This window comes from Anaerocolumna sedimenticola, assembly GCF_009931695.1.
Classification (GTDB): domain Bacteria; phylum Bacillota; class Clostridia; order Lachnospirales; family Lachnospiraceae; genus Anaerocolumna; species Anaerocolumna sedimenticola.
Genome location: NZ_CP048000.1, coordinates 5378691 through 5400701 on the forward strand (window position 1 = coordinate 5378691; position 22011 = coordinate 5400701).

Below are 22011 nucleotides of genomic sequence, written 5' to 3' on the forward strand. Positions count from 1 at the left end.
AGCCATCATTCACCTACTTGATGACTTATCTCATTTTTGATTTCTTTTTCTTCCTTTTCATAATTGGCAGTAATTTTGACACTAATAAACAAATTTATATTTTCGGATAATCTAACAATCAATCCAAATCATTTAAGCTTGTATCATTTAATTCTTTATCATTTCAGAAACTATAAAATCAATATCTCGTTTCCACTCTGGTGCTTCTCTTCCGTATTTTAAATCAAAACACACAGTGAATAAACTTAATAATTTGTCTGGATGCGCAGTATTATTCTCAAATAAACTTTTAAAAAATGATGCAAATTGACTTAATGTAAATGGCACAATCCTCAATGCCATTTTTTCGTCATCTTGAGTATACCATACTCCAATTCGAAAAGTTTCTGCTGTATTTGAATCTATTTTATTAGCAATAAATATTCCATAAACAGGCTTATCATTATTTAATACAAGATCTGCTACATGTCGACGAACTGGTTCACCCTCCATGGCCTCCTGCCTTGAATTTGTTGACATAGTAACTTCAACTACAATAATATACTTTTCAAATTCAAAAACCATGTCTGGTCCGCCGCCTGGTGCTGTTCCTACAGGCAAATAATCTTGATCTATACTAAATCCCCTGGCTTCATATGGCTTATTAGATATATGATTTATTGCTAAAAAAGCTCGCCATAAAATCCATTCTAAGTATGCTGCGGCCTCAGACTTAGGAACTTTAATTGTATAATCTTCATTCAATTCTTTCTCCTGTCCATTATTAACAACTAATAAATTCATATACTCATAAATTTCTTTCCACTCTTTATATTGATGTTTAGCGTATTCCTCCTCTTTGAACTTATCAATGTCCCTCTTTAAGCTGTTTCGTACCATATTTATATTAGCTGCTGAATCAAGAGGTACTTCTGGAATATTATACGGAATATTATATGTTGTCAATTCTGAGACCAGATCTTGTAAAACTTTATTTGCTGTTTCAATATTGTCTGTTGGTAATGGCGCGCCATTACATAACTGCTTATATCGCTCTTTTAATGGCTCTGAACTTGTAACTTTCTTACTAAGTTCATAAGCTAAAGTGCGATACTCTGGTACAATACATATACCTCTTCCTGCCCTCTTAACAATTCCTGAAGATACAATATATCGTAGATTCATATCAGCATAATCTCTAAAGTTTACTTTTAATTTTAAGTAACTTTCCCATGCTAAATCAATTAAATTTCGATCATACTTTTTTTTATTATCTGATGTCATCCTACTTTTTCTTATATTTAAAATCTTCTCAACAACCTTGTCAATATCGTAATTGGGATTTGTTGTTTGAACACATACTGCAAACTCAATAAAATTAATTTTCGTATCACCAGTAATTTCCTCTAATTTAAACATCACAGTAAGTACCCAAAGAAGCGGAGAATAACAAAGTTCGTCGCTTAACTTTTCCATTGGTACTACTAACCCTCTCAAAAAACATTCTTGTTGAGCAGAAATAGTATCTGCATTATAAAATGTTTTTCCAATAGGTGTTAGGTCATCCACTGGGCCCAGTTCAGTTTGAGAAAACCCATCTTTTAATGTTACCTCAGGATATGTAAATCCATATTTATTAAACATAAGTCTATATTTACGGGTTATACTTGCATCTTTATCTTTATTTATATCTCCGCCTATTTCACCTGTATGAAATAGTAATTTTTTAAATGCAACCTGATCTTTTGGTTCACGTAATTTTCCTACTAAGTTTGACTCGGCATAAACTTTGAACCCACTTGGTATGCGCCACGGATTTCTCATTCCTGTATTCCCAATTAGCCAAATATCTATTGGTTCTTTTACTATCCTAGTCTCTTCTACAATTTTTTCCTTAGTCTTTTCACCATCATTATATTTAATTTTTTTTGTTTCTGTTACCTGATAAACATCTTGCCCAATTTTAATTATTTTTGCCTTCGCCATTATTATACCCCACAAAGATATATTCTTGTACGTTATTACGCGCCGTGTTTGCTCGTGTTCCAAAACTATAAGTATAATCAACAGGCACAACATCTACATTTTCTTTATAACGTTTTAATAATTTTATCATATCTTCCATGGTAGGTAAACTATTTGATGAATATGAAACAATTAGTATACTCTTTTTATGCATTTTAAAAATACTATCAAAGGCTTCTTCAGCTCCATTTTTTGTCGAAAAAGGTGTTGGATATGACTTGAATTTCTTGGTTATTGTATGCTCTTGAATTTCTACCCCTTCCCAATCTCTCGCCAATCCCTCAACAAAATGATATCGACGAACATACTCATTATCAGATTTTGGGGTATAATATGGTGGATCTATATATACCAAATCAGCTTTCTTTTTTAATTCCATTGAATCCATATTGTATGACTTATTTCGTTTTTTATTATCAAAAACCGCATTGTTTATTACTTCAACTGCTTCTAAAAACTGTTCTTCAAATGTTTTTTGTAGGTCTTTCCTACCATCATTGTATCGTTCTCCTACATAAGTAAAAATTCCTCTTGGACGCTTTTTTGTGCAAGCTCTAATTAATGCCTCCATAGCAATTGCTTTTTTATATTCATTTTCAATATTTTTAATATTTGATCTTACTACATCAATAAATTTATTATCTTCATCGCAAAAGTAAATTCCTTTAAATGTATCTTGAACAAATGAATCAATCATACTATCAACTTGTATTAATTTTTTTGCCTCTTCTATCGGAAGAACGACTTTATTATTCTCAATTAAGGCTTTAGTCATTACCGCAGACATTGTCATATAGTCATTACTAATAACTCTCTTTCCTTGAGCCTTATACATATAGCTAACTATTCCCGAGCCTGAAAAAAGATCAATAACTGAACTAAATTCAAATTTAGAAGACTCTTTCCATATTTGCGCTATTAACTTACTTTTTGAACCCATAAATCTGGTAGATGGAAATTTTTCTATCTGTTCCGATAGTTCTACCTTTATTTTTTCATTTTGGATATGCTGTAACAATGATATCTTCTCCTATTCTGCCGGTACCTTTACTATTAATATTTCTTCTTGTTTGGATAATATCTATCTTAAAATCTTTATATAATTCATGTACTAAAGGATGGTTTGAATTTGTTAATAATACATAACAACCTTTTTCGTATAATCGATGTACTTCCTTTGCAAGATCAATTTGGTCTTGCTCATAAAATTGCTCTTTTGTATATCTTTTAAAGTCTGAAAACTCTGATATCGGAATATATGGTGGATCTAAGAAAACCAAATCTCCCTCCATCGCATTCTTTTCTAAAACTTCTAAATAATCTCCACATATAATTGTTGTATTTTTAAGCAATTTCGCTGCTGCAAGAAGTTTATCCGGGTTACAGATAGTCGGATTCTTATACTTTCCAAAAGGTGTGTTAAATTTCCCTTTTTTATTCAATCGATATAAACCATTAAAACAAGTCCTATTTAGATAAAGCATTCTTGCAGCTGCTTCAACCGGCTCACACTCTAACCAATCCTTTGATCTAACAGCGTAATACATCTCTTCAGTATTTTTATACCCCTGCAAGACATCTATAACTTCATCACAGTTAGTTGCCAATTGCTTATATAAATTAATAAGCTCAGGATTTGAATCAGCAATTATAGACTTAGAATGGCCCAAGTTAAAATACATAGCTCCTCCACCAATAAAAGGTTCAATATACCTTCCATAATTTTTCGGAAGCCTAGGAATTAATTCATTAAGCATTTGTGTTTTTCCTCCGGCCCATTTCAAGACAGGAGTTGTACAATCTACTCCATTGTTATTACTATTTGATCTTTTCCAATTCACATATTTTCCGCTTTTTAATCTATTATCTAGTGGTTGCTCAGTCTCTTCTGGAATCGCCCACATATTACCAAACTTTATAACCCCTTCTATTTTTCTTTCATTACATAATGTTTGAATTCTCCTAACTGATAACTGCCATTTTTTAGAAGCTTCTCTTATTGTCATATACTCCACGTTATTTCACCTACTCCAAATCTTTATTTAAATTTATTGTAACTATTCAGAACCCCTAATCAAAGATGAACTCTGAATTACCTGTAACTGCATTTTTAATTGCTTCATATGAATTAAATCCCTGCTTTTTTGCAGTTCCGACATAAGACATAATTTTAAGAAAATCATCGGCTCCGTCCTTAGTTCTAAAGCAGCCTGATACCTTGGTTTTTACTTTTATCATCCTGATATCCCTCTCAGCTTGATTATTGTCAAATGGTACTGCGAAGTTTTTTGTAAATAGGCAGACGGATGCCTTGTGTTCACGAAGCCGTTCTACGAGGGCAAGGATTTTACCTTTTTTCTTGCGACCACGTTTTTTCTCAGTAGCAACAGGAATAGGATTTGTATCTATTGCTTCCTGCAGGATTTCATTATAGTTTATATCAAATCGATGAAGATGATAATAGCTTAACTCTGATTTACCAGCTAGTAAGGATTTATCCTTAACCTTTTTCATCTTCAGGAGAAGTTCTTTAAACTTCGTTGCCCATTTCTGATTGGGATCATTTTCTTCTATCCCTGTCAGTTCTCTTAACAAATGGGCACAACATACTGCATGCATAACACCATATTTCCAGTAAGATTTCTAACAGTCATGCATTGCAATACCTTGAAAGGCTGGAAGAACACCATTATCATCCATACCTTCAGTGCCACGCTTCTGATGAACACTTAAGTAGGTATAATCTTCTGTAGAAGAATTGTGAACCCACATGGTTTTCCCATCTACCCGAGTACCGGTTTCATCAAAATGTCCGATTGTAGAATTAATTACTTTCTGACGGATAATGTTTACCGTATTATTAACACTTTCAGCACATTTCCTTACCATAGAGCTGATTGTTCCTGTAGAAAGGGGGATGCTGAATACACTCCCCAAAATCTCATGGGTGCGCTTTATACTTACCATACCTACCGTATTCAATGCCACTGCAAGTGCATTAAGGTTATCACCATACTGTACGGTAGCAGAAACACCTACAGGGAATGCTCCTTGTAATATCTGTCCCTCATGAAATGGACATTTCTTAAATGAATACTTCTGATGTTCTGTCACATGAACAGTGACCACAGCATCAATCACATGGCGCTTTTCTACAACACAAGCCCGTTGATCTATACATTTCGAGATATTAGGGCAGTTTATACAGGCTTTAGGTAAATGCTTTTTTAGTTCGTCAGGATTAGTAGTTATAGCAAGATGATTTCCATCGTGTCCTTGCTGTCCACCAGGCTTCTTGCCAGACTTCTGACGCAGGCTTTTGGTTACTGGTTTTTTTAATCCATCACTAGAAGGTGGTTTGGAGCTATTTTTGGAATTTTTATTAAGCTTTTCGTTTAATTCAGCAATGGTCTGACTTAATTGCTCGATCAAGGATGATTGTTGTTCCATAGAAGTATTTAATGAATGTAATAGCTGTTTTAACTCAGAATTCTCTTTCATTAGTGCCTCTATGAGTTTATCCTTTGACATCCAGACCACCTTCTTTCCTTGATTTCTATAGTATAATTATACTTGAAATTAAGGTAAAAAGCGAATTAGCTAAAAGGGTGTTACCGTCATTTTGACGGTGGATAAGTCCCGTAAAATATGGCTGAAACCTGCTGAAATCAATACATTTCAAAGTGTTATCCACGGTACTCGGAAACGCTAGAGAAGTAATAAGGTATAACTTTTTTATAGTGTAGGAGTGTGTGGATAAATACCTAAAAAGACTAAAAACATGAGTTTTTAAAAAAATAAAGTTCTATGTTTTGCACAAAATTTCATTATCCTGCTGATAGAATAATCAGGGGTTCTGAATAGTTACAATTTATTATAATTTATTTTAATCCTTTATAAGTATAAGCGTTGTTACGCCATAAGTCAATCAGATCCTTTTAATTCTCTCCTAGTCGCTATATACTTATATCAGATAGCTCTAATCCATACATACTTTTGGAGCGCCTACGCTCCTCAGTCATAATTAACACTCAACTGTATATACTATGAATATCACAGGAACAGAGATGCACTGAACCTTGTAGTTGCCATCAAGCAAATCAAAGGTCATGATGCCTTTCAGCTAAACGGGAGGAAACCTGTAAAAGAAAAGGCCATACATTAACAGTTCTCTAGTCTCAACCTACCCTTAAAACAACAGTTCCCTTGTCTCGCAAGGCAAAAAGCAGTTCTGTAGTCTCAACCCTGACTTACATTTTATGTTCCAAGCCATGCTCCCAGGATAAAAAATAAGGTTTTCATCAATCGGTGATTGTTACCGAAAGTTTGAAAACCTTTGATTTTAAGCTATTTAGAGGATATTTACTTATCTTTGCGTGACATCAAGACAACTGTCTCCACATGCACCGTTCCAGGGAACATGTCCACTGCACAAACTCTTTCCACCTTATATCCTCTCTCTTGAAATACAATCAGATCCCTTGCCAGGCTGGTAGGCTTACAGGAGATATATACGATCCTATCCACCCCGTAATCAATAATTTTATCCAATGCTTTCGGATGTATCCCGTCCCTTGGCGGGTCGAGGACAATAAGGTCCGGTTTATCTTCAATCGTATCAATAACTTTTAACACATCTCCGGCGATAAATTCACAGTTATCCAGGTTATTTAATGCCGCATTTTCCCTTGCAGCGACAACTGCCTCTTCCACGATTTCCACCCCGATTACTTTCCTGGCAACTGGAGCTAACAGCTGGGCGATGGTTCCGGTTCCGCTGTATAAGTCAAAGATAAGCTTGTCTTTGGTTTCTCCGACGAATTCTCTGGCTGTGCTGTATAATACCTCGGCTCCCAGGGAATTGGTCTGGAAGAAAGAAAAGGTTGAGATTTTAAATTTCAGGCCGAGTAATTCTTCATAGAAAGAATCCTGTCCATATAAGATATCGGTATGATCGCTTTGGACAACATCAGCCGGACTGTCATTATAGGTGTGAAGAATTCCCACAATCCTGCCGGTTAACTTTAGTTTTAATAACCTTGCTTTAAATTCGTCAATCACTTCCGTCTCTGAAAGCTTTACACCGGCATTTCTACTTTTTAGGTTATCAATATCCGTATCTTCTCTTTCCGATCCAGCATAAGTCCACTGGGTGGATGTAATCAGATTCACTAATATTTCTCCCGTCCTGGCTGCTTTTCTTACCAGCAGATGGCGCAAATAACCCACATGAGACAGCTTTTTATAAAAAGTTATCCCCAATTCGGAGAAGTTATTCAACACGCAGGATAGTATCTGATTATAATCTGAGTCAACAATCTGGCAGCCTGACGCGGTTATAATATCATGAAAACTTCCTTTTTTATGGAGTCCTAAGGAGAGGGGGCCGTCTTTGATTTCATCCCCGAAAGAGAACTCCATCTTATTACGGTATCCCCATTGCAAAGGACTGCCTTTAATACCCTCAAACTTATATTCCTTACATACCGGATCTAACAATCGCTTTACCTGCTCTCCTTTCATCTCAAGCTGGGTTTCATAAGGGATTGTCTGATACGTACAACCCCCACAAGGTCCAAAATGTACACATTTTGGTTCTACGGTTTCTAACGGAGATTTTTCTATCACTTCAATTAATCTTCCTTCACTTTTTCCTTTACGGGATTTATTAACTACAAAACTGACTTTTTGACCCGGTAAAGTGTTCTTCACAGAAACTTTTTCATCCTCTATCTGAATGAGCCCCTTGTTAGGGAAATCCACTCGTATAACATTACCTGTATATTGTATTCCTTTTTTCATTTTACACCATTACATATCACATCTGTTTCCGATATGATACTGCCATATACCCGGCAGCCCTTTCTAAATTTAATTTTCTATAAAACCACTAAATAATCGCATGCCGTCCATAAGTGCCGTTTAGTAATTCTATATAATTCTTTACGATTTAGTTATTATACGATATTTAATAACCTTTTGTCCATCTTTTATGCGTTAATACAAACCGGAAGAAACACGCTTTGGGAGTTTCTCCGGTTCGTGTGCGCGTTCGAATTATTGCAAGCAAGCTTGCTAATTCTCACTTTGCTTTCGAGGAAACCAAAGGCTGCCCTGAAGACATATCTTGATAATGCCATTTAAAGACACCATCAAAATATGTTTTCAGGACAGCCCCATTATTAAATTAATATTATTAACAAATATTAATAAAAATGTCTCATTCTTAACTATTAATTCTCATTAGCCATAACATTAAGTTCATTGGTAAATGACAGAAGTTCTTCCACTCCTGCGGTAGTCTGTTCCACTGCTGCGGACTGCTGTTCCGTATTGGACATGGTAGCTTCGGATAGTTTTAAGGTTTTCTGAACGGATGTTTCTATATCAGCATTTAATTTTACTATCTTTAATGCAGTTTCTTTGGAACTCTGGGAAAGATTTCGGATTTCAGTTGCTACTACACTAAAACCTCTTCCTGCTTCTCCTGCTCTTGCTGCTTCAATAGAAGCATTAAGACCCAGCATTTTCGTCTGGTCAGCAATACTTTTTATGGAATCCAATATTACATTGATTTCGGTGGATATATTTTTAACATTAATAATCTCTTTATTTAGAGCATCCTGGTTATAATTAATATCAACAGCCGTAGCTGCAAGCTCTTCCATGGTATCGGATATCTGTTTAAAACCCTCTAATAAATCCTTGCTCATATTTTTCAGTTTTAACTTTTGATACCCGATCTGTGATAATGAATTTGCAACAATAAAAAGTACTTCGGCCGCCGCCTTAATATTCTTCTCATTGGTAATATTTACTTTATTCACAGCTTCTATGTATTTGTCACCATCAACACCAATTTCATCTGCTACTCGCCGAAATCCTTCTTCCTCGGGTTTTGAGGTAAGTATCTGACCGCCGAGAATGGTTCCGATTAACGTTCCATCTACAATAATTGGTGCGGCAAAATCAATAAGTCCTGCATGACATTTATATATGTAAGGTTTTCCGGTCCTTGCAGCTTCTTCACCGCCTCTTTTATGGGATAATGCACATCGGTCATCACCAGTTTTGGTAGAATGGGTGTAATCAATGCAGAAACTCGTATAAGAACTTGGTTTTGTTACCGGATCTCCATTCACATCAACCGTTACACTTGCTATATCCATACTTTCGGCAAAATTATCCTGGAATTTTTGAAGAAGGTCTATATCTAATACATCCTTTAAGTGTATATTTGTTAAATCGTTTGTTTTTTTAGCTTTTATAGTATCCATTTATGTACCTCCAATCATTGTAGCCCTTCTGAATAAAATTTTACTATTAATCGGCTTTTATCTAATTGAATCTGTCCACCTCCTGCGACTGCATTATGGGTTTGAACCATAAATGAATACCGCCCATATATGAATGTAATTTCTGAATATTTAGCTAAATTCTAATTATTTACAGATAATTAATTAAGTTTACCCCTATATATCCGCCCTATTTTATATATTTATATAATATCACAAATTTTTTACGAAATCAATGTATTAATTTTGTAATAATTTAACATATCATGTTAAAACTTTCACACTAATTTGTATACTTCTTACAATATTTTAAGTTTATCATACAGAATATTATTTTCAGACAATAACAAATTTATCTGATATACTCCAATTGAAACTCTATTATAAATAGCAGAAATTCTACATTTTTATCAACTTTTAGCTATTTTTGTCGACTGTAACACTGACTGTTATATTATACCATACCCATGATATCTGTTTACAATAATACAAGAAGTGTTAAAATATTGTTAGCTGACTTTATCAATTTTTGTTAATAATTTATTTCAGGAGGAAAAAATGAAAATAAATACTTTAAAAATTTTAACCATTTTTCTTATATTATTATTTTTAGCAGGTTGTGAGAATAAACCTGATTCGAATGCCGCAACACCGGCAATTACTCCTGAGGTTACTGATGCTGCTGAAACTTCTGCTCCTCAGCCCACAACTTCTCCTACCCCTGCTGTAACAGAAACCCCTGCTCCGACACAGACACCAACGCCAACAAAAACCTTGGAACCAACCGCTCCGGTCACCAACGAAACGAAAGCGGAGGAAATGCTTAAGGATATGTCCCTGGAGGAGAAAGTAGGACAGTTGTTTTTTGTCCGCTGCATCCGGGAACAGGCTTTATCCGATATAGACAAATATTTTCTGGGAGGTTACATTTTATTTGGAGATGATTTTAAGGATCAAACAAAAAAAGATATAAAAACAACCATTGCGGGTTATCAGGACAAAACCAAAATCCCTATGTTAATCGGTGTGGATGAAGAAGGAGGAACTGTTAACCGGGTAAGTAAATATCCGGTATTCCGGGCTGTTCCTTTTAAATCCCCACAGGAATTATATAAAGAAGGCGGATTTGATTTAATCAAAAGTGATACCATAGAAAAAGCGGATTTATTATTAAGTCTGGGAATTAACGTTAACCTGGCTCCGGTCTGTGATGTTTCAACCGTTCAGAAAGATTTTATCTATCAAAGAGCATTCGGAAAAGACGCAAAACAGACTTCAGAATATATAACAACCGTGATAAGGGCAATGAATTCCAGGGGTATCGGAAGTACATTAAAACATTTCCCGGGTTATGGAAATAATGTGGATACCCATACGGGAATAGCCATAGATGAAAGAAGTTATGAAACCTTTGAAAACAGCGATTTTCTGCCCTTTAAAGCCGGTATCAGGGCAGGAGCAGGAAGTATATTAGTCTCCCACAATATTGTAAAATCCATGGATAAAGATTATCCTGCTTCCCTTTCACCAAAAGTTCATTCTATCCTAAGGGAAGAATTAGGTTTTACCGGAGTCATTATGACGGATGATCTAAGTATGGATGCCATAAAAGAATATACCAATGATGAAGAATCTGCCGTCCAGGCTATCCTGGCGGGAAATGACTTAGTGGTTGCCACGGATTATAACGTACAGATTCCTGCCGTTTTAGCCGCCGTAAAAGACGGCAAGATAACAGAGGACCGAATTAATGAATCCGTTATCCGGGTGCTTACCTGGAAGTTAAACCTGGGGATTATTAAATTTAATTAATTGATGCAGTACCCGGATGCCTTCCTGAATCTGTATATGGTTCAGATGCCCATATCCCATAAGCAGCTTATCTGTATGTTCGGTTTGTGTCAAACAATAACGGGGCAGCGGGGATACTCTAATTCCTGTTTCCCTGCAATCCCGTACAAACTGATATCCAAATTCCATTCCCGGAAACTGAAGTGCCACATGAAGACCGGAGTCATCCCCCCAGGGATGTGCAGAGGGGCCAAAAGTATGTTCTATGGAACTCAATAATATATTTCTTTTTTCACCATAAATCCGCCGCATATGCTGAACATGCTTATCCATTTTCCGTTTTTGCAGGAATTTGGCGAGTGCTGCCTGTTCAAAAACAGGATTTTGAACATCCATGTAATTACGGTAATGCTTCCACTTCCCTTGCAAAGGTTTGGGTATCACCGCAAACCCCAGTCTAAGGGCGGGAAACATCGTCTTACTGAAAGTCCCCACATATATCACATGGGAAGAATCCATGGAATAAATAGGACTGATTGGAGCCCCGGAATAGCGGAATTCGCTGTCATAATCGTCCTCAATTACATAAAAGTTCTTTTCTATTGCAAGACTTAAAAGCATAGCTCGGCGTCTGGCCGGAAGAATACCGCCTAACGGAAATTGATGGGAAGGTGTGACATAAACTGCTGAGATTTCTTTATCTTTTAGTATAGAAATATCTGCTCCCTGGCCGTCAACCGGCATCCATAACAGAGGATATCCTTTATCAGTAATAACTGTGCGGATTCCCGGATGAGAAGGATTTTCCAATGCAAAAGGTTGACCGTCTTTGTGAAGTATTTCCACAAGTAACCGGATTGCCTGCGTAGCACCTGATGTTATAAATATATCCTCGGGACTGACTTCCATACTTCTGCTGCGAAAAAGCCATTGTGCAATTTCCTCACATAAAGGCTCATATCCTTTTGGTCCGCTGTATTCCAGTTCCCTGATTGGCAGTTCACAGGCTGCTTCACGCATGATTTGACTCCAAAGCTGCCAGGGAAAATGAGTTAAATCCGGTTGTCCGGTTTTAAAGTCCCATAAGACCTGCGCCTGTTCTCTTTTCTTATCTTTCGGTGATTCCGCTTTTTTATGTTTAATATGAAGACCGTTTGCAACGCGTGACGGTGCTCCCTGACGGCTTACAATATAGCCTTCCGTCCAGAGCATATCATATGCTTCACAGACTGTATTACGGGAAACTCCTAAACCTTTGGCAAGCTCCCTTGTAGATGGCAGGGCTTCCCCCTGCTTGATTTCTCCTGTCAGAATACGTTCCATAAACGACAGAAAAATCTGACGGGACAAACTGATTTCGCTATTATAGATAAGTCTAATACCCCACATATTGTATCCTCCAACTGGTACTCTGAAAATAAAGCTGTACTGGAACTTATAACATTCCAGTTGCATCGGTATAATTATAACAAATATTGGTCTTGTTGTAATTATAAAGTATAATAAAGAGGTACAAAATGGAACATACGAAAGGGAAAATCTATTTATTGTCAGCTTTTTCTTTGGCTGGAACTTCTGTGATCACAGGTCACATACTTACCGGAAAGTTAAACAGTTTTACAATTACCACCGTCAGTTTGGGTATATTACTCCTGTGTTTATCACCATTTTATTATAGAAAAGTGGTTAAAACAATTCGTCTCCTTACGAATAATGATTGGAAAATGATACTCTTTCAGGCTATCTTTGGAATCTTCCTGTTCCGAACATTCCTGCTTTACGGAGTAAAATTAACAAGCACTGTGGAAGCGGGAATTTTAACCGGGGCAACGCCGGCAATCACTTCTTTGTTCGCCTTAATCTTTTTAAAAGAGCAGCTTTCGGTAAAAACAGCTTTCGGTATATGCTGTACTGTAATGGGTATTGTTTTATTACAGGCAATAAATTTACATTCTCTTCGGTTTTCCATGGAGCATTTTTACGGAAATTTATTGATTCTCTGTGCGGCGTCCAGCGAATCGTCTTTTAATATCCTTTCAAGAAAACATAACACAAAGGTGTCTTATGATAACAGTCTTTCCATTCATCCAATGGTACAGACGCTGCTAGTGTCTGCAATTGCATTCCTATTATCTCTGATTCCGGCTTATTTGGAAAATCCTTTAGAGTCAATTCAAACAATCGGATTGAGAGAATGGGTTGCTCTGGTATGGTATGGTCTTATCGTAACAGCGGTAGCTTTCGTGTTTTTCTTTGAGGGAGTAAAACGCTGTAGTCCATATACAATTGCCGCTTTTTCCGGAATGATTCCGTTTACTTCCATGCTTCTGTCCCTGTTTTTTCTGAAAGAAACAATAGGTGGTATCCAATGGCTGGGAGGCTTCCTTATTATCTTTAGCATGCTGTTAATAGGCACACAACAGAAAACCAAGTGAAGCAAGGAAAATGATGGTGTTAAGGCCCTTAATAAGTCTAAAATATAAAGGAGAAAAATTATGTTTCAATTTGATAAAAATATTGAAAATTCAAATTCGGGAGTTAAGATGGGGTTTCTAATTATGTCCAGGGTTTCTTCCGCTAACCCGTATAAAGAAGAGGAAACGGCCGAATTTATCTCTGTGTTACGAAATAAATTCGGCCGGCTTGATAGAAAAGAACTCAAAAAACTTAATCCCATTGGGACCTACGCAGCTTATTATAAAAAGTTCGGATATAGCTACCCGGTACTTGCACAATTAGAATCCGTAGTGCAGGGAAAAAAATCACTGGATGCCGAATCCGCCTTGTTACAGGTTATGTTCATTTCGGAACTGGATAGTATGCTCCTGACTGCAGGCCACGATCTGGCAGAATTACAGCTGCCCTTACTATTAAAGTCAGCCACCGGCGCGGAATCCTATCAGTCCATCTCCGGAAAAGAAGTAAAGACCGTAAATGGAGATCTGATGCTTTGTGACAGCATCGGTACGATATCAAGTATTTTAAGAGGTCCGGATTACAGAAGCCGTATTACGGCATCTACATCCGACGTTCTTTTCTCCACTTATGCACCACCCGGCATTGACGAATCTTATATCAAAGCTCATCTGGAAAAGTTAGAAAGCAGAATAAAGGCTTTATCACCCTCCGCAACAACCAAATTACTGCAGGTGTTTATTACTTCAAATATTCCTACTGGGTAACACCGCTGTTTTTAATCTCTTTACTTGTATCAACTAATTGCCAATTTATGAAGAGCCTCACCTTTCAGGCGGTAGATTCTCCATCCGCTCCAGTGGATGGCTCCGATACTTTCATAAAACTGTATGGAGGGTTCGTTCCAGTCCAGGCAAGTCCATTCCATTCCCCAACAATCTCGCTTAACTGCTAATTCGGCCAGATATGCTAATGTTATTTTTCCAAAACCATTTCCTCTGAATTCAGGCTTAATATAAAGGTCCTCCAGATAAAGTCCTGGTTTTCCAATAAATGTGGAAAAGTTGTAAAAATACATAGCATACCCTATGGGAATACCGTCATATTCGGCTATGAGCACTTCTGCTGCTTTACGGGCAAATATGGATTCCCTTAATATTTCTTCCGTTGCTGTTACATACTCTGACATTTTTTCATATGCAGCCAATTCTTTAATTAAAGATAAAATAAGGCCTGTATCTTTCTCTTCTGCAAATCTAAGCTTAAATCTTTCCGTATTTTTCATTGAATTTTCTCCTCGTATGTTTTTATGTGTTTCTTTTGTATTTCTTGTATAGTTCTTAAGTAGTTTTATATTATTTTGCTTTTATATCCATTTACTTTTTCTATTTCTCCTTTTATCAGTTTTTCTATTTCTTCTTTAATCAGTTTTACTGCTCTTAATAAATCATCGTCTTCACAGTTACATACACAGAGGCGGATTCCCTCCGAAACAGGAAAACCGTCCAGGAAGCTGCTCTTTATACTATTTAACAAAATATTCTGTTTTGACAGCCTGTTTACTATCTTCTCTGTTATGTTACTTGGGGTTTGGATAAAAGCATAAATACCTGTAGGTGGTATATGGTATATTATATTATCCTGAAAGGTAAGTTCGCAAGCCTTTCTTAAGACATCCATCTTGTGTTTGTAAAACTTTTTGGTCCGTACCACATGGGATTTATACATACTGCTTTTCAAATATATTTCCAGGGCACCCTGGGTCAGGACCGGTGTATTTAAATCTATACTCTGTTTATAAATCGTAAACTCTTTCTTAAGTGGGTCAGGTATAATTGCCATTCCAAGTCGCAGCCCCGGCAGCAAAGTTTTGGAAAAACTCCGAATATAAATGATTCGCTCCTTTTCCCCCATGGCATACAGGGAATCTGCCCGTTCCTTAAGTTCTAAATCCGCCAGATAATCGTCCTCTGTAATATAAACCCCATACTTTCCGGCAAGCCGTAAGATTTCCCGTTTTTGTTTCTCATTATAACTATAACCTGTGGGATTTTGAAATCTCGGCATGGTATAAAAAAACTTTATATCTCCTGCTTTAAAAACCTCTTCCAATTCCTTAATATCAATCCCCTGTTCTGTCCTTCATACGCCTATAACAGGTATTTTATTGCAATTCAGCGCCTTTAGCATAACGGAATAAGTGGGCTGTTCCACAACTACCTTAGTACCGCTTCCGGGAAAAGGCATGGCAGCCAGAATATATAAAGCCTGCTGAGCACCGTTCGTAATATAAATATCCTGTTCTTTTGCAAATATCTGAAAATTCATCAAATACCTGACCAGAGCAGCCCTTAATTCCTCCATTCCCATAGGATTGGCATATTCTAAAAGCTTATTTTTATATATGGAAATAGATTTCTCCATACAATGGTAAAAGTCCTTATAAGGATTAATACTATCCGGCGGTCTGACCGTACTTAAATCGATCACATCCATATTCTTTTTATTCCTGACCAGGGATTTTACCACGTAATAACCGCTTTTAGGAACCGAATAAATAAGATGTTCCTCCTCTAAAAGTTTATAGGCTTTGATTACGGTGTCTGAATTATAACCGGACTCTTTCACATAGGATAAAATGGACGGCAGTTTATCACCGGGCTTATACTTACCCTCATGTATTCTGTCCCTGATAGCATCGGCTGCATTATTATATTTATACATAAATCCTTTCCTCCCCTGTATTCCGTCTCAACTGTACCGGTATAGTTGTTAAATTCAATTCTTGTATTTTCAGTCCTGTTTTATTAGGATTACTATAACACAAAATACAGGTAATTGCGAAACTATTTCGTTTTATGAATATACCATACAATTCATATGAATTTTACAGCTTCAGCTGCCTTTTGGGCATTTTACTTCACAATTACCTGTAGCACATAATTAAAAGGAGAGAATTATTATGAAAAATTTTCCGCTGAGTTTTAATGATTTAAAACAGGTTACGGCAGAATACCCGACACCCTTTTACCTCTATGATGAGAAAGCCATTCGCGAAAATATACGCCGTTTATATAAGGCATTTTCCTGGAACAAAGGCTTCCGTGAATATTTTGCGGTTAAATCCACCCCCAACCCCCACATACTTCAATTATTCAAGGAAGAACACTGCGGTGTGGACTGTGCCTCTGAGACAGAATTGATTTTAGCAGATTCCTGTTCTTTTCATGGGGAGGAAATCATGTTTTCCTCCAATGTTACTTCCGAAAGAGAATTCATGAAAGCCAAAAGTTTGAATGCCATAATCAATCTGGACGACATCTCCCATATAGATTATTTACAAAAATGCACAGGTATTCCCGAACTGATCTGCTTCCGCTTAAATCCCGGAGGGACGATTTCTTACCAGGATAAAATCATCTTAAATTATGACGATTATAAGTTCGGGTTTACAAAAGAACAGTTAATAGAAGGAATTCATTATTTAAAAAGGACAGGAGTCAGCCGTTACGGCTTACATTCCCAGTTCGGCTGTCATAGAACAGAAGCGGACTATTTCGGGGAGAATGCCCGTTTATTATTTCAAAACGCAGTTGATATTTACAAAGAAACCGGTCTTAAACCTCAATTTATTAATTTGGCCGGGGGCTTAGGCATCCCCTACAAAGAAAATTCGGAAAGTGCGGATATTAATGACATAAGCCTTTCCATAAAAAAGGCCTATAATGAAGTACTGGGGGCAGCCGGTCTCACACCGGTTTCTTTATATCTTGAATTTGGTATTTTTATGACCGGCCCTTATGGGTACTTTGTCTCCTCCGTCCTTCATGTTAAAAAGAATAATAAGATTTTTCTGGGTCTGGATGCTTCCACCAACAGTTTTATGAGTCCCTCCAGATATACGGATTATCATCATATCACCGTTGCCGGTAAAGAAAACGAAACAGGTAACTGTATTTATGACATTACCGGAGCCTTATGTGAAAACCGGGACCGCTTTGCCGCGGGCAGAAACCTGCCTCATGCAGAAGCAGGTGATATTCTGATTTTTCACGATGCGGGGGCTTATACCTATTCCCATGCCAATAATTTTAACGGAAGACTCCGTCCTGCCGAACTTCTCCTTTGCCAGGATGGTTCCATTAAGCTTATAAGGCGGGCTGAAACCCCGGAGGATTATTTTGCAACTCTGAATTACCGGATAAAGTATAAATAAACAGAATAAAACGATAGCTCTCCTTATACCTGAATTATTTCCCGCCGGGTCTCAATAATTTCACCCTCCGTATTACCCTCAATAAAATTGATTACATGATCCAGTATACTGTCTGCCTGGGAAGTTTCTCCGGAGGTACAGGTTAGCCCTAATACCGTTATTTGATGAATATCCTGCTCATCAACCTCCGCTATGGATACATTAAATTTGTTTTTTACTTTTGCACATAAACTTTTAACCACCATACGTTTTTCCTTTAAGGAATGTACCCAGGGGGTGTGGATTTTTATTATTAAAGTTCCGATTATCATGTTACTCTTCCTTTTTAGCTACCTTACCAACGGATGCCGCATAGACTACAAATTCATTATCTTCCGCACTGGAAGGGTCTGAATTAAGACCTAATAATTCGTCAGCCAAAGCCTGCTCATAAGCTCCGATGCCGCAGGCTCCGCATCCGATGGACTCACTGGCAAAATATAGATTCTGGCACAGATGCCCGGCATCAACCAAAACATATTTCTGTGCATTTACAGTATAACGCCATTCACTGCGGTACGGGATTACGGTCCAAACAAAACTAACGGCTGCAGTAGCAAAAAAAATCTGTCCGCAAAAGGCTTCGCTAACCTTTTCGGTTTGATTTTCTATGGCGCCCAAATACTCCAGTTTATGTTCCAGGGGTAAATAATGATATAATCCCTGTTCCAATTCTTCCACCCGGTTAACAAAGAGATATGTTTCAAACGGATGTCTTGCACCGGCGGAAGGAACGGTACGAAAGGTTGCTTTTCTCTCCCTTCCAACTACCTGTTTTACTCCCTGTGTCGCCCAAAGAAGAAAAGCTAGTTCCGCTAAAGTAAGAAATTCCTCCGTATATTTGCGTTTACTGGTTCTGGTATTAAGGATGTTTAAAAAATGATTGTTCTTTATTACGGAATCAAAATCTTTAGTTAAGGATATCAATTTATTACTTACACTCGCTTTATTTAATGGCGGCTGGGGTAACCTCAAGTCCTGGTCGCTGGTATACTCTTCGCTCTGGGCTTTCATTATTTCTCTTAATTCCGTAATCATTGTATTTATTTCATCTTTGTTCATAGTTCATCTCCTCTTATTAAGAGAATTTATTAACTTATCCTCGTTAGTTATTATCCTCTTACTGTATTATCTTATTGTTATTAACTCCTTATTAATATTTACCCTTGTGCTTGCGAACTAAGATAGACCTGCTTATACCAAGACTTGTTACTATACTTTGATAATTTATTTAGAACCGGTTGTAAAATACTACATATAAATTATAAACCTTTACCATTTGGATATTCATTTATGATAATAAAAATCAAACCCTATGGCCTAAATTTATCTTGGCAATAAATTCTGGAGTTTTTCACCGGTTATCTTCTCACTTAAGATAAATAATTTCCTGGCTGCCTTTTTACTTTTCGCTGCTTTAGAGGTATTTGTCATCCAGCAGCGATAAAAATATTTCCCGGTAGCATGTTCTACATCCGGGCTGGTAGCAAGATATACCGCCGTACTGGCCCCCATTTCAGGAGTCAGAAAGTACGGTTTTAAAAGCTTCACGATTGTTTTACCAAACCCCGTGTCCCTGTTAATACCCATCGAAGTTGCAACTGCACCGGGATGGCAGCAATTAACCGTAATACCTCTCCCCCTTAATCGCTCTGCCAATTCTCTTGCAAATAAAATATTGGCAAGCTTTGATTGGCTATAAGCGGTGATTACATTAAAACCGTGTTTTAAGTTATAGTTATTAAAATGAATCTTACCGATTTTATGGGCTCCTGACGATACCACTACAATCCTGCTGCCGGGTTTCATTTTATCCAACAGGCGCAGCGTTAACAGAAAATGCCCTATATGGTTTACACCAAACTGTTCTTCCAAACCATCTTCTGTTTCCCGTCTTTCTAAAGAAATAACACCTGCATTATTTACCAGCACATCCAACCTGTCATAGTATACCTTAAATTCCTCCGTAAACCGCCGTATATCCTGCATACTTCCGAGATTACATAACATTAGCTTTAAGTCACGGTCTTTTTCGCTCTGAAGTTCACTTAGAGCTGTTTCCCCACGTTCCCTGCTCCTGCATAACATAACTACCTGAAACCCCTGATCAGCAAGGGCTGCAGCGGTAGCTTTACCCATTCCGGAATTGGCTCCTGTCACAAGAGCTATTTTCTTTTTTACTTCCTGATCCGGATTTGACTTTTTCGTTGCCTCCTCCATACCTGCTCCTTTCTTTTTAAATCTTAATCTAGGTAATTGCGAAACTATATGGTTTTTCGAATGTACCATACAATTGATACGAATTTCAGAGCTTCAGATGCCCTCTGGGCAAGATTCAGCTCTGAAATTGTATTAATTGCATGGTACATAGATACAATATTGGAGTTTCGCAATTGCTTATAAATCTAGATCTTCTACAATTTTATACTCATACAGATACTATTACTGTCTCCGCTATATTGCCCATAATTTTCCATAATTTGAAATCCCAGTTTTTTATATAATGCTATTGCAGTCTTCTGTTTGTAACCGGTCTCCAATATCATTCTTTTATAACCCTTTTCCTTTGCCCTGTCTAATAATTGCTTTACTATATATGTACTATATCCGTGTCCTCTATATTCCTTGTTTACATATACTCTTTTTAATTCTACCGTATTCCCTTCGAATACCTTAAACCCGGCACAGGCAAATGGAACATCTTTTGTATATAAAAGTATGACATCGTGTATACCAGCCAATCCATTGTATGCGGTATATTTCTTTTGTTCTTCCCCGTATAATTCATAAAACTCCTGCTCCACTTCATCTGATAGTATAGCAAAATCCGGATCCGAACCATCTGTAAATTTTATAATGAATTCCATAATTATCTCCTGTTTCTAAAAGGAAAGGAATAAGAATGTTTCAGACCTTTCTGAAGTAATTCTTATTCCTCATGTATATAGTAAATTATGTAACTATTCAGCTGTCTCGAGAAATTTTTTAGAATTTCGAGTTAGCCAGCACCAAAATAATCGTTTATGTTTGTTTCGTGTGTGCATAAACGTATTCATACGCTGCATATTGACTGAATAGTCACCAAATTATTTTATTCCGCGCAAAAACTCACACAAAGCATCTACACTTTTTTGAGTTGTAGCCCAGGAAGTAACAAAACGTACTGCACTATGTGTTTCATCCACCTTCTTTTGGAGGGAGAAAATAAATTCTTTTTCTAATTTTCCTATAGCTTCATCCGGAAGTATGGGGAATAACTGGTTTGTTCCAACCGGAGCAAAGAAAGGATAACCATTTTCTTTTAGGGTATCAGCGATTTGCTCTGCCATACGATTGGCATGGGCTCCAAGTTCAAAAAACAGGTTAGTTTCAAATAAAGCTTCAAACTGAATTCCCACAACAAATCCTTTTGCCATTAAGGCACCTCTTTGTTTTATCAGATAGCGGAAATCTTCCTTAAGTTCATCTTTGCAGATAATTAATGCCTCTCCAAGCAGTGCGCCGTTTTTGGTACCTCCGATGTAAAAAACATCCACCAGTTCAGCTATATCTCTCAATTCCAGATCATTTTCCTTACTGGTTAATGCTGATCCCATACGAGCACCATCCATAAAAAGAATCAGTCCTTTTTCCTTACAGATATTATGCAGAGCAGATAATTCAGCCTTAGTATAGATAGTTCCAAGTTCCGTTGAATTGGAGATATATACCATTTTGGGCTGTACCATATGTTCGTCGGTGTGATGATCAAGAGCTGACTGAATTACGGCTGGTGTCAGTTTACCGTCAAAACAAGGCATGGCAACTACTTTATGACCGGTGGCTTCTATTGCTCCTGTCTCATGTACGTTAATATGACCTGTTTCTGCCGCTATTACACATTGAAAAGGACGTAAAAAGGAGGATATAACCAGAAGATTCGTCTGGGTCCCGCCGGGAATAAAATGAATATCTACATTGTCTTTATGAAGCAGCTTTTTAATGGCTTCTTTTGCTTTCGCCGTATGGATATCTTCCCCGTAACCTGCGTTTTGTTCCAGATTTGACTTCATCAATAACTCTAATACAGCAGGATGTGCACCCTCGCTGTAATCATTCATAAAACTATACATATCTTTTTTCCTTCTATGAAGCTTTTGCAAGATCTTGTGATTGTAGATCTTTTCCTAAAGTATGCAAAAGCTCCCTTTCTTCCTTTCTATCATTATTTCAATCCAGATAATTGGGAAACAATATACTTGTTTCCCAATT

Annotated in this window: 16 protein-coding genes and 2 pseudogenes; 4 read left to right on the top strand and 14 right to left on the bottom strand. The window is 37.1% G+C overall.

The annotated features are described in order from the left end of the window. Positions 1 to 147 precede the first annotated feature (147 nt). From Ana3638_RS24010 to Ana3638_RS24035, 6 genes and pseudogenes are all read right to left on the bottom strand, one after another. Entirely contained in the window at positions 148 to 1965 is a 1818-nt protein-coding gene (locus Ana3638_RS24010; protein WP_161840277.1) for an AlwI family type II restriction endonuclease, read from the bottom strand. Continuing rightward, the gene (locus Ana3638_RS25580; RefSeq protein WP_246240589.1) at positions 1943 to 3022 is read right to left on the bottom strand and encodes a DNA adenine methylase; all 1080 of its coding nucleotides are present in this window, start codon (positions 3020 to 3022) and stop codon (positions 1943 to 1945) included. Before Ana3638_RS25580 ends, Ana3638_RS24010 begins: the two co-directional genes overlap by 23 nt. Further along, positions 3000 to 4010: a DNA adenine methylase gene (locus Ana3638_RS25585; protein ID WP_246240592.1), complete on the bottom strand. Its 1011-nt coding sequence runs from the start codon at positions 4008 to 4010 to the stop codon at positions 3000 to 3002. Before Ana3638_RS25585 ends, Ana3638_RS25580 begins: the two co-directional genes overlap by 23 nt. Before the next feature lie 64 nt (positions 4011 to 4074). Next, a pseudogene (tnpC, locus tag Ana3638_RS25590) lies at positions 4075 to 5535 on the bottom strand (IS66 family transposase). Between the two features lie 831 nt (positions 5536 to 6366). Further along, positions 6367 to 7806 (bottom strand): 23S rRNA (uracil(1939)-C(5))-methyltransferase RlmD, encoded by a 1440-nt coding sequence (gene rlmD / locus Ana3638_RS24030; RefSeq protein WP_161840280.1) that lies wholly within the window; start codon positions 7804 to 7806, stop codon positions 6367 to 6369. A 431-nt stretch (positions 7807 to 8237) separates the two neighbouring features. Beyond that, complete coding sequence (locus tag Ana3638_RS24035; RefSeq protein WP_161840281.1) at positions 8238 to 9281, bottom strand: PocR ligand-binding domain-containing protein; 1044 nt, start codon at positions 9279 to 9281, stop codon at positions 8238 to 8240. 576 nt (positions 9282 to 9857) lie between these two features. Between Ana3638_RS24035 and Ana3638_RS24040 the strand changes: the two genes are divergently transcribed. Next, positions 9858 to 11111, top strand: coding sequence for a glycoside hydrolase family 3 protein (locus Ana3638_RS24040; RefSeq protein ID WP_161840282.1), 1254 nt, complete (start codon positions 9858 to 9860; stop codon positions 11109 to 11111). Here Ana3638_RS24040 and pdxR read toward each other — a convergent pair. Then, entirely contained in the window at positions 11082 to 12479 is a 1398-nt protein-coding gene (pdxR, locus tag Ana3638_RS24045) for a MocR-like pyridoxine biosynthesis transcription factor PdxR (protein ID WP_161840283.1), read from the bottom strand. The two genes, Ana3638_RS24040 and pdxR, sit on opposite strands and share 30 nt — an antisense overlap. A gap of 128 nt (positions 12480 to 12607) precedes the next feature. On the opposite strand from pdxR, the gene Ana3638_RS24050 reads away from it, so the two are divergent. Both Ana3638_RS24050 and Ana3638_RS24055 read left to right on the top strand, forming a co-directional pair. After that, entirely contained in the window at positions 12608 to 13525 is a 918-nt protein-coding gene (locus Ana3638_RS24050) for a DMT family transporter (protein ID WP_161840284.1), read from the top strand. A gap of 60 nt (positions 13526 to 13585) precedes the next feature. After that, positions 13586 to 14272: a hypothetical protein gene (locus Ana3638_RS24055; RefSeq protein ID WP_161840285.1), complete on the top strand. Its 687-nt coding sequence runs from the start codon at positions 13586 to 13588 to the stop codon at positions 14270 to 14272. Between the two features lie 29 nt (positions 14273 to 14301). Here Ana3638_RS24055 and Ana3638_RS24060 read toward each other — a convergent pair whose 3' ends face one another. Together Ana3638_RS24060 and Ana3638_RS26675 are read right to left on the bottom strand one after the other, a co-directional pair. Further along, positions 14302 to 14790 carry a GNAT family N-acetyltransferase gene (locus tag Ana3638_RS24060; RefSeq protein WP_161840286.1) on the bottom strand — a complete coding sequence of 163 codons (489 nt, stop codon included), beginning with the start codon at positions 14788 to 14790 and terminating at the stop codon, positions 14302 to 14304. A 65-nt stretch (positions 14791 to 14855) separates the two neighbouring features. Further along, positions 14856 to 16229: pseudogene (locus Ana3638_RS26675) on the bottom strand (aminotransferase-like domain-containing protein). A 238-nt stretch (positions 16230 to 16467) separates the two neighbouring features. On the opposite strand from Ana3638_RS26675, the gene Ana3638_RS24075 reads away from it, so the two are divergent. Next, positions 16468 to 17721, top strand: coding sequence for a diaminopimelate decarboxylase family protein (locus Ana3638_RS24075; protein ID WP_161840289.1), 1254 nt, complete (start codon positions 16468 to 16470; stop codon positions 17719 to 17721). Between the two features lie 23 nt (positions 17722 to 17744). Here the strand turns inward: Ana3638_RS24075 and Ana3638_RS24080 are convergent, their stop codons facing one another. The 5 genes from Ana3638_RS24080 to Ana3638_RS24100 all read right to left on the bottom strand — a co-directional run bounded on the left by Ana3638_RS24080 (position 17745) and on the right by Ana3638_RS24100 (position 21872). Continuing rightward, positions 17745 to 18032 carry a DUF503 domain-containing protein gene (locus tag Ana3638_RS24080; protein WP_161840290.1) on the bottom strand — a complete coding sequence of 96 codons (288 nt, stop codon included), beginning with the start codon at positions 18030 to 18032 and terminating at the stop codon, positions 17745 to 17747. 1 nt (position 18033) lies between these two features. After that, positions 18034 to 18822, bottom strand: a complete 789-nt coding sequence (locus Ana3638_RS24085; protein WP_246240595.1) for a SagB/ThcOx family dehydrogenase — start codon at positions 18820 to 18822, stop codon at positions 18034 to 18036. Positions 18823 to 19086: 264 nt separating this feature from the next. Then, the gene (locus Ana3638_RS24090; protein WP_161840291.1) at positions 19087 to 19980 is read right to left on the bottom strand and encodes an SDR family oxidoreductase; all 894 of its coding nucleotides are present in this window, start codon (positions 19978 to 19980) and stop codon (positions 19087 to 19089) included. 194 nt (positions 19981 to 20174) lie between these two features. Continuing rightward, positions 20175 to 20627: a GNAT family N-acetyltransferase gene (locus Ana3638_RS24095; RefSeq protein WP_161840292.1), complete on the bottom strand. Its 453-nt coding sequence runs from the start codon at positions 20625 to 20627 to the stop codon at positions 20175 to 20177. A 219-nt stretch (positions 20628 to 20846) separates the two neighbouring features. Further along, positions 20847 to 21872: a threonine aldolase family protein gene (locus Ana3638_RS24100; RefSeq protein ID WP_161840293.1), complete on the bottom strand. Its 1026-nt coding sequence runs from the start codon at positions 21870 to 21872 to the stop codon at positions 20847 to 20849. Positions 21873 to 22011: the final 139 nt, after the last annotated feature.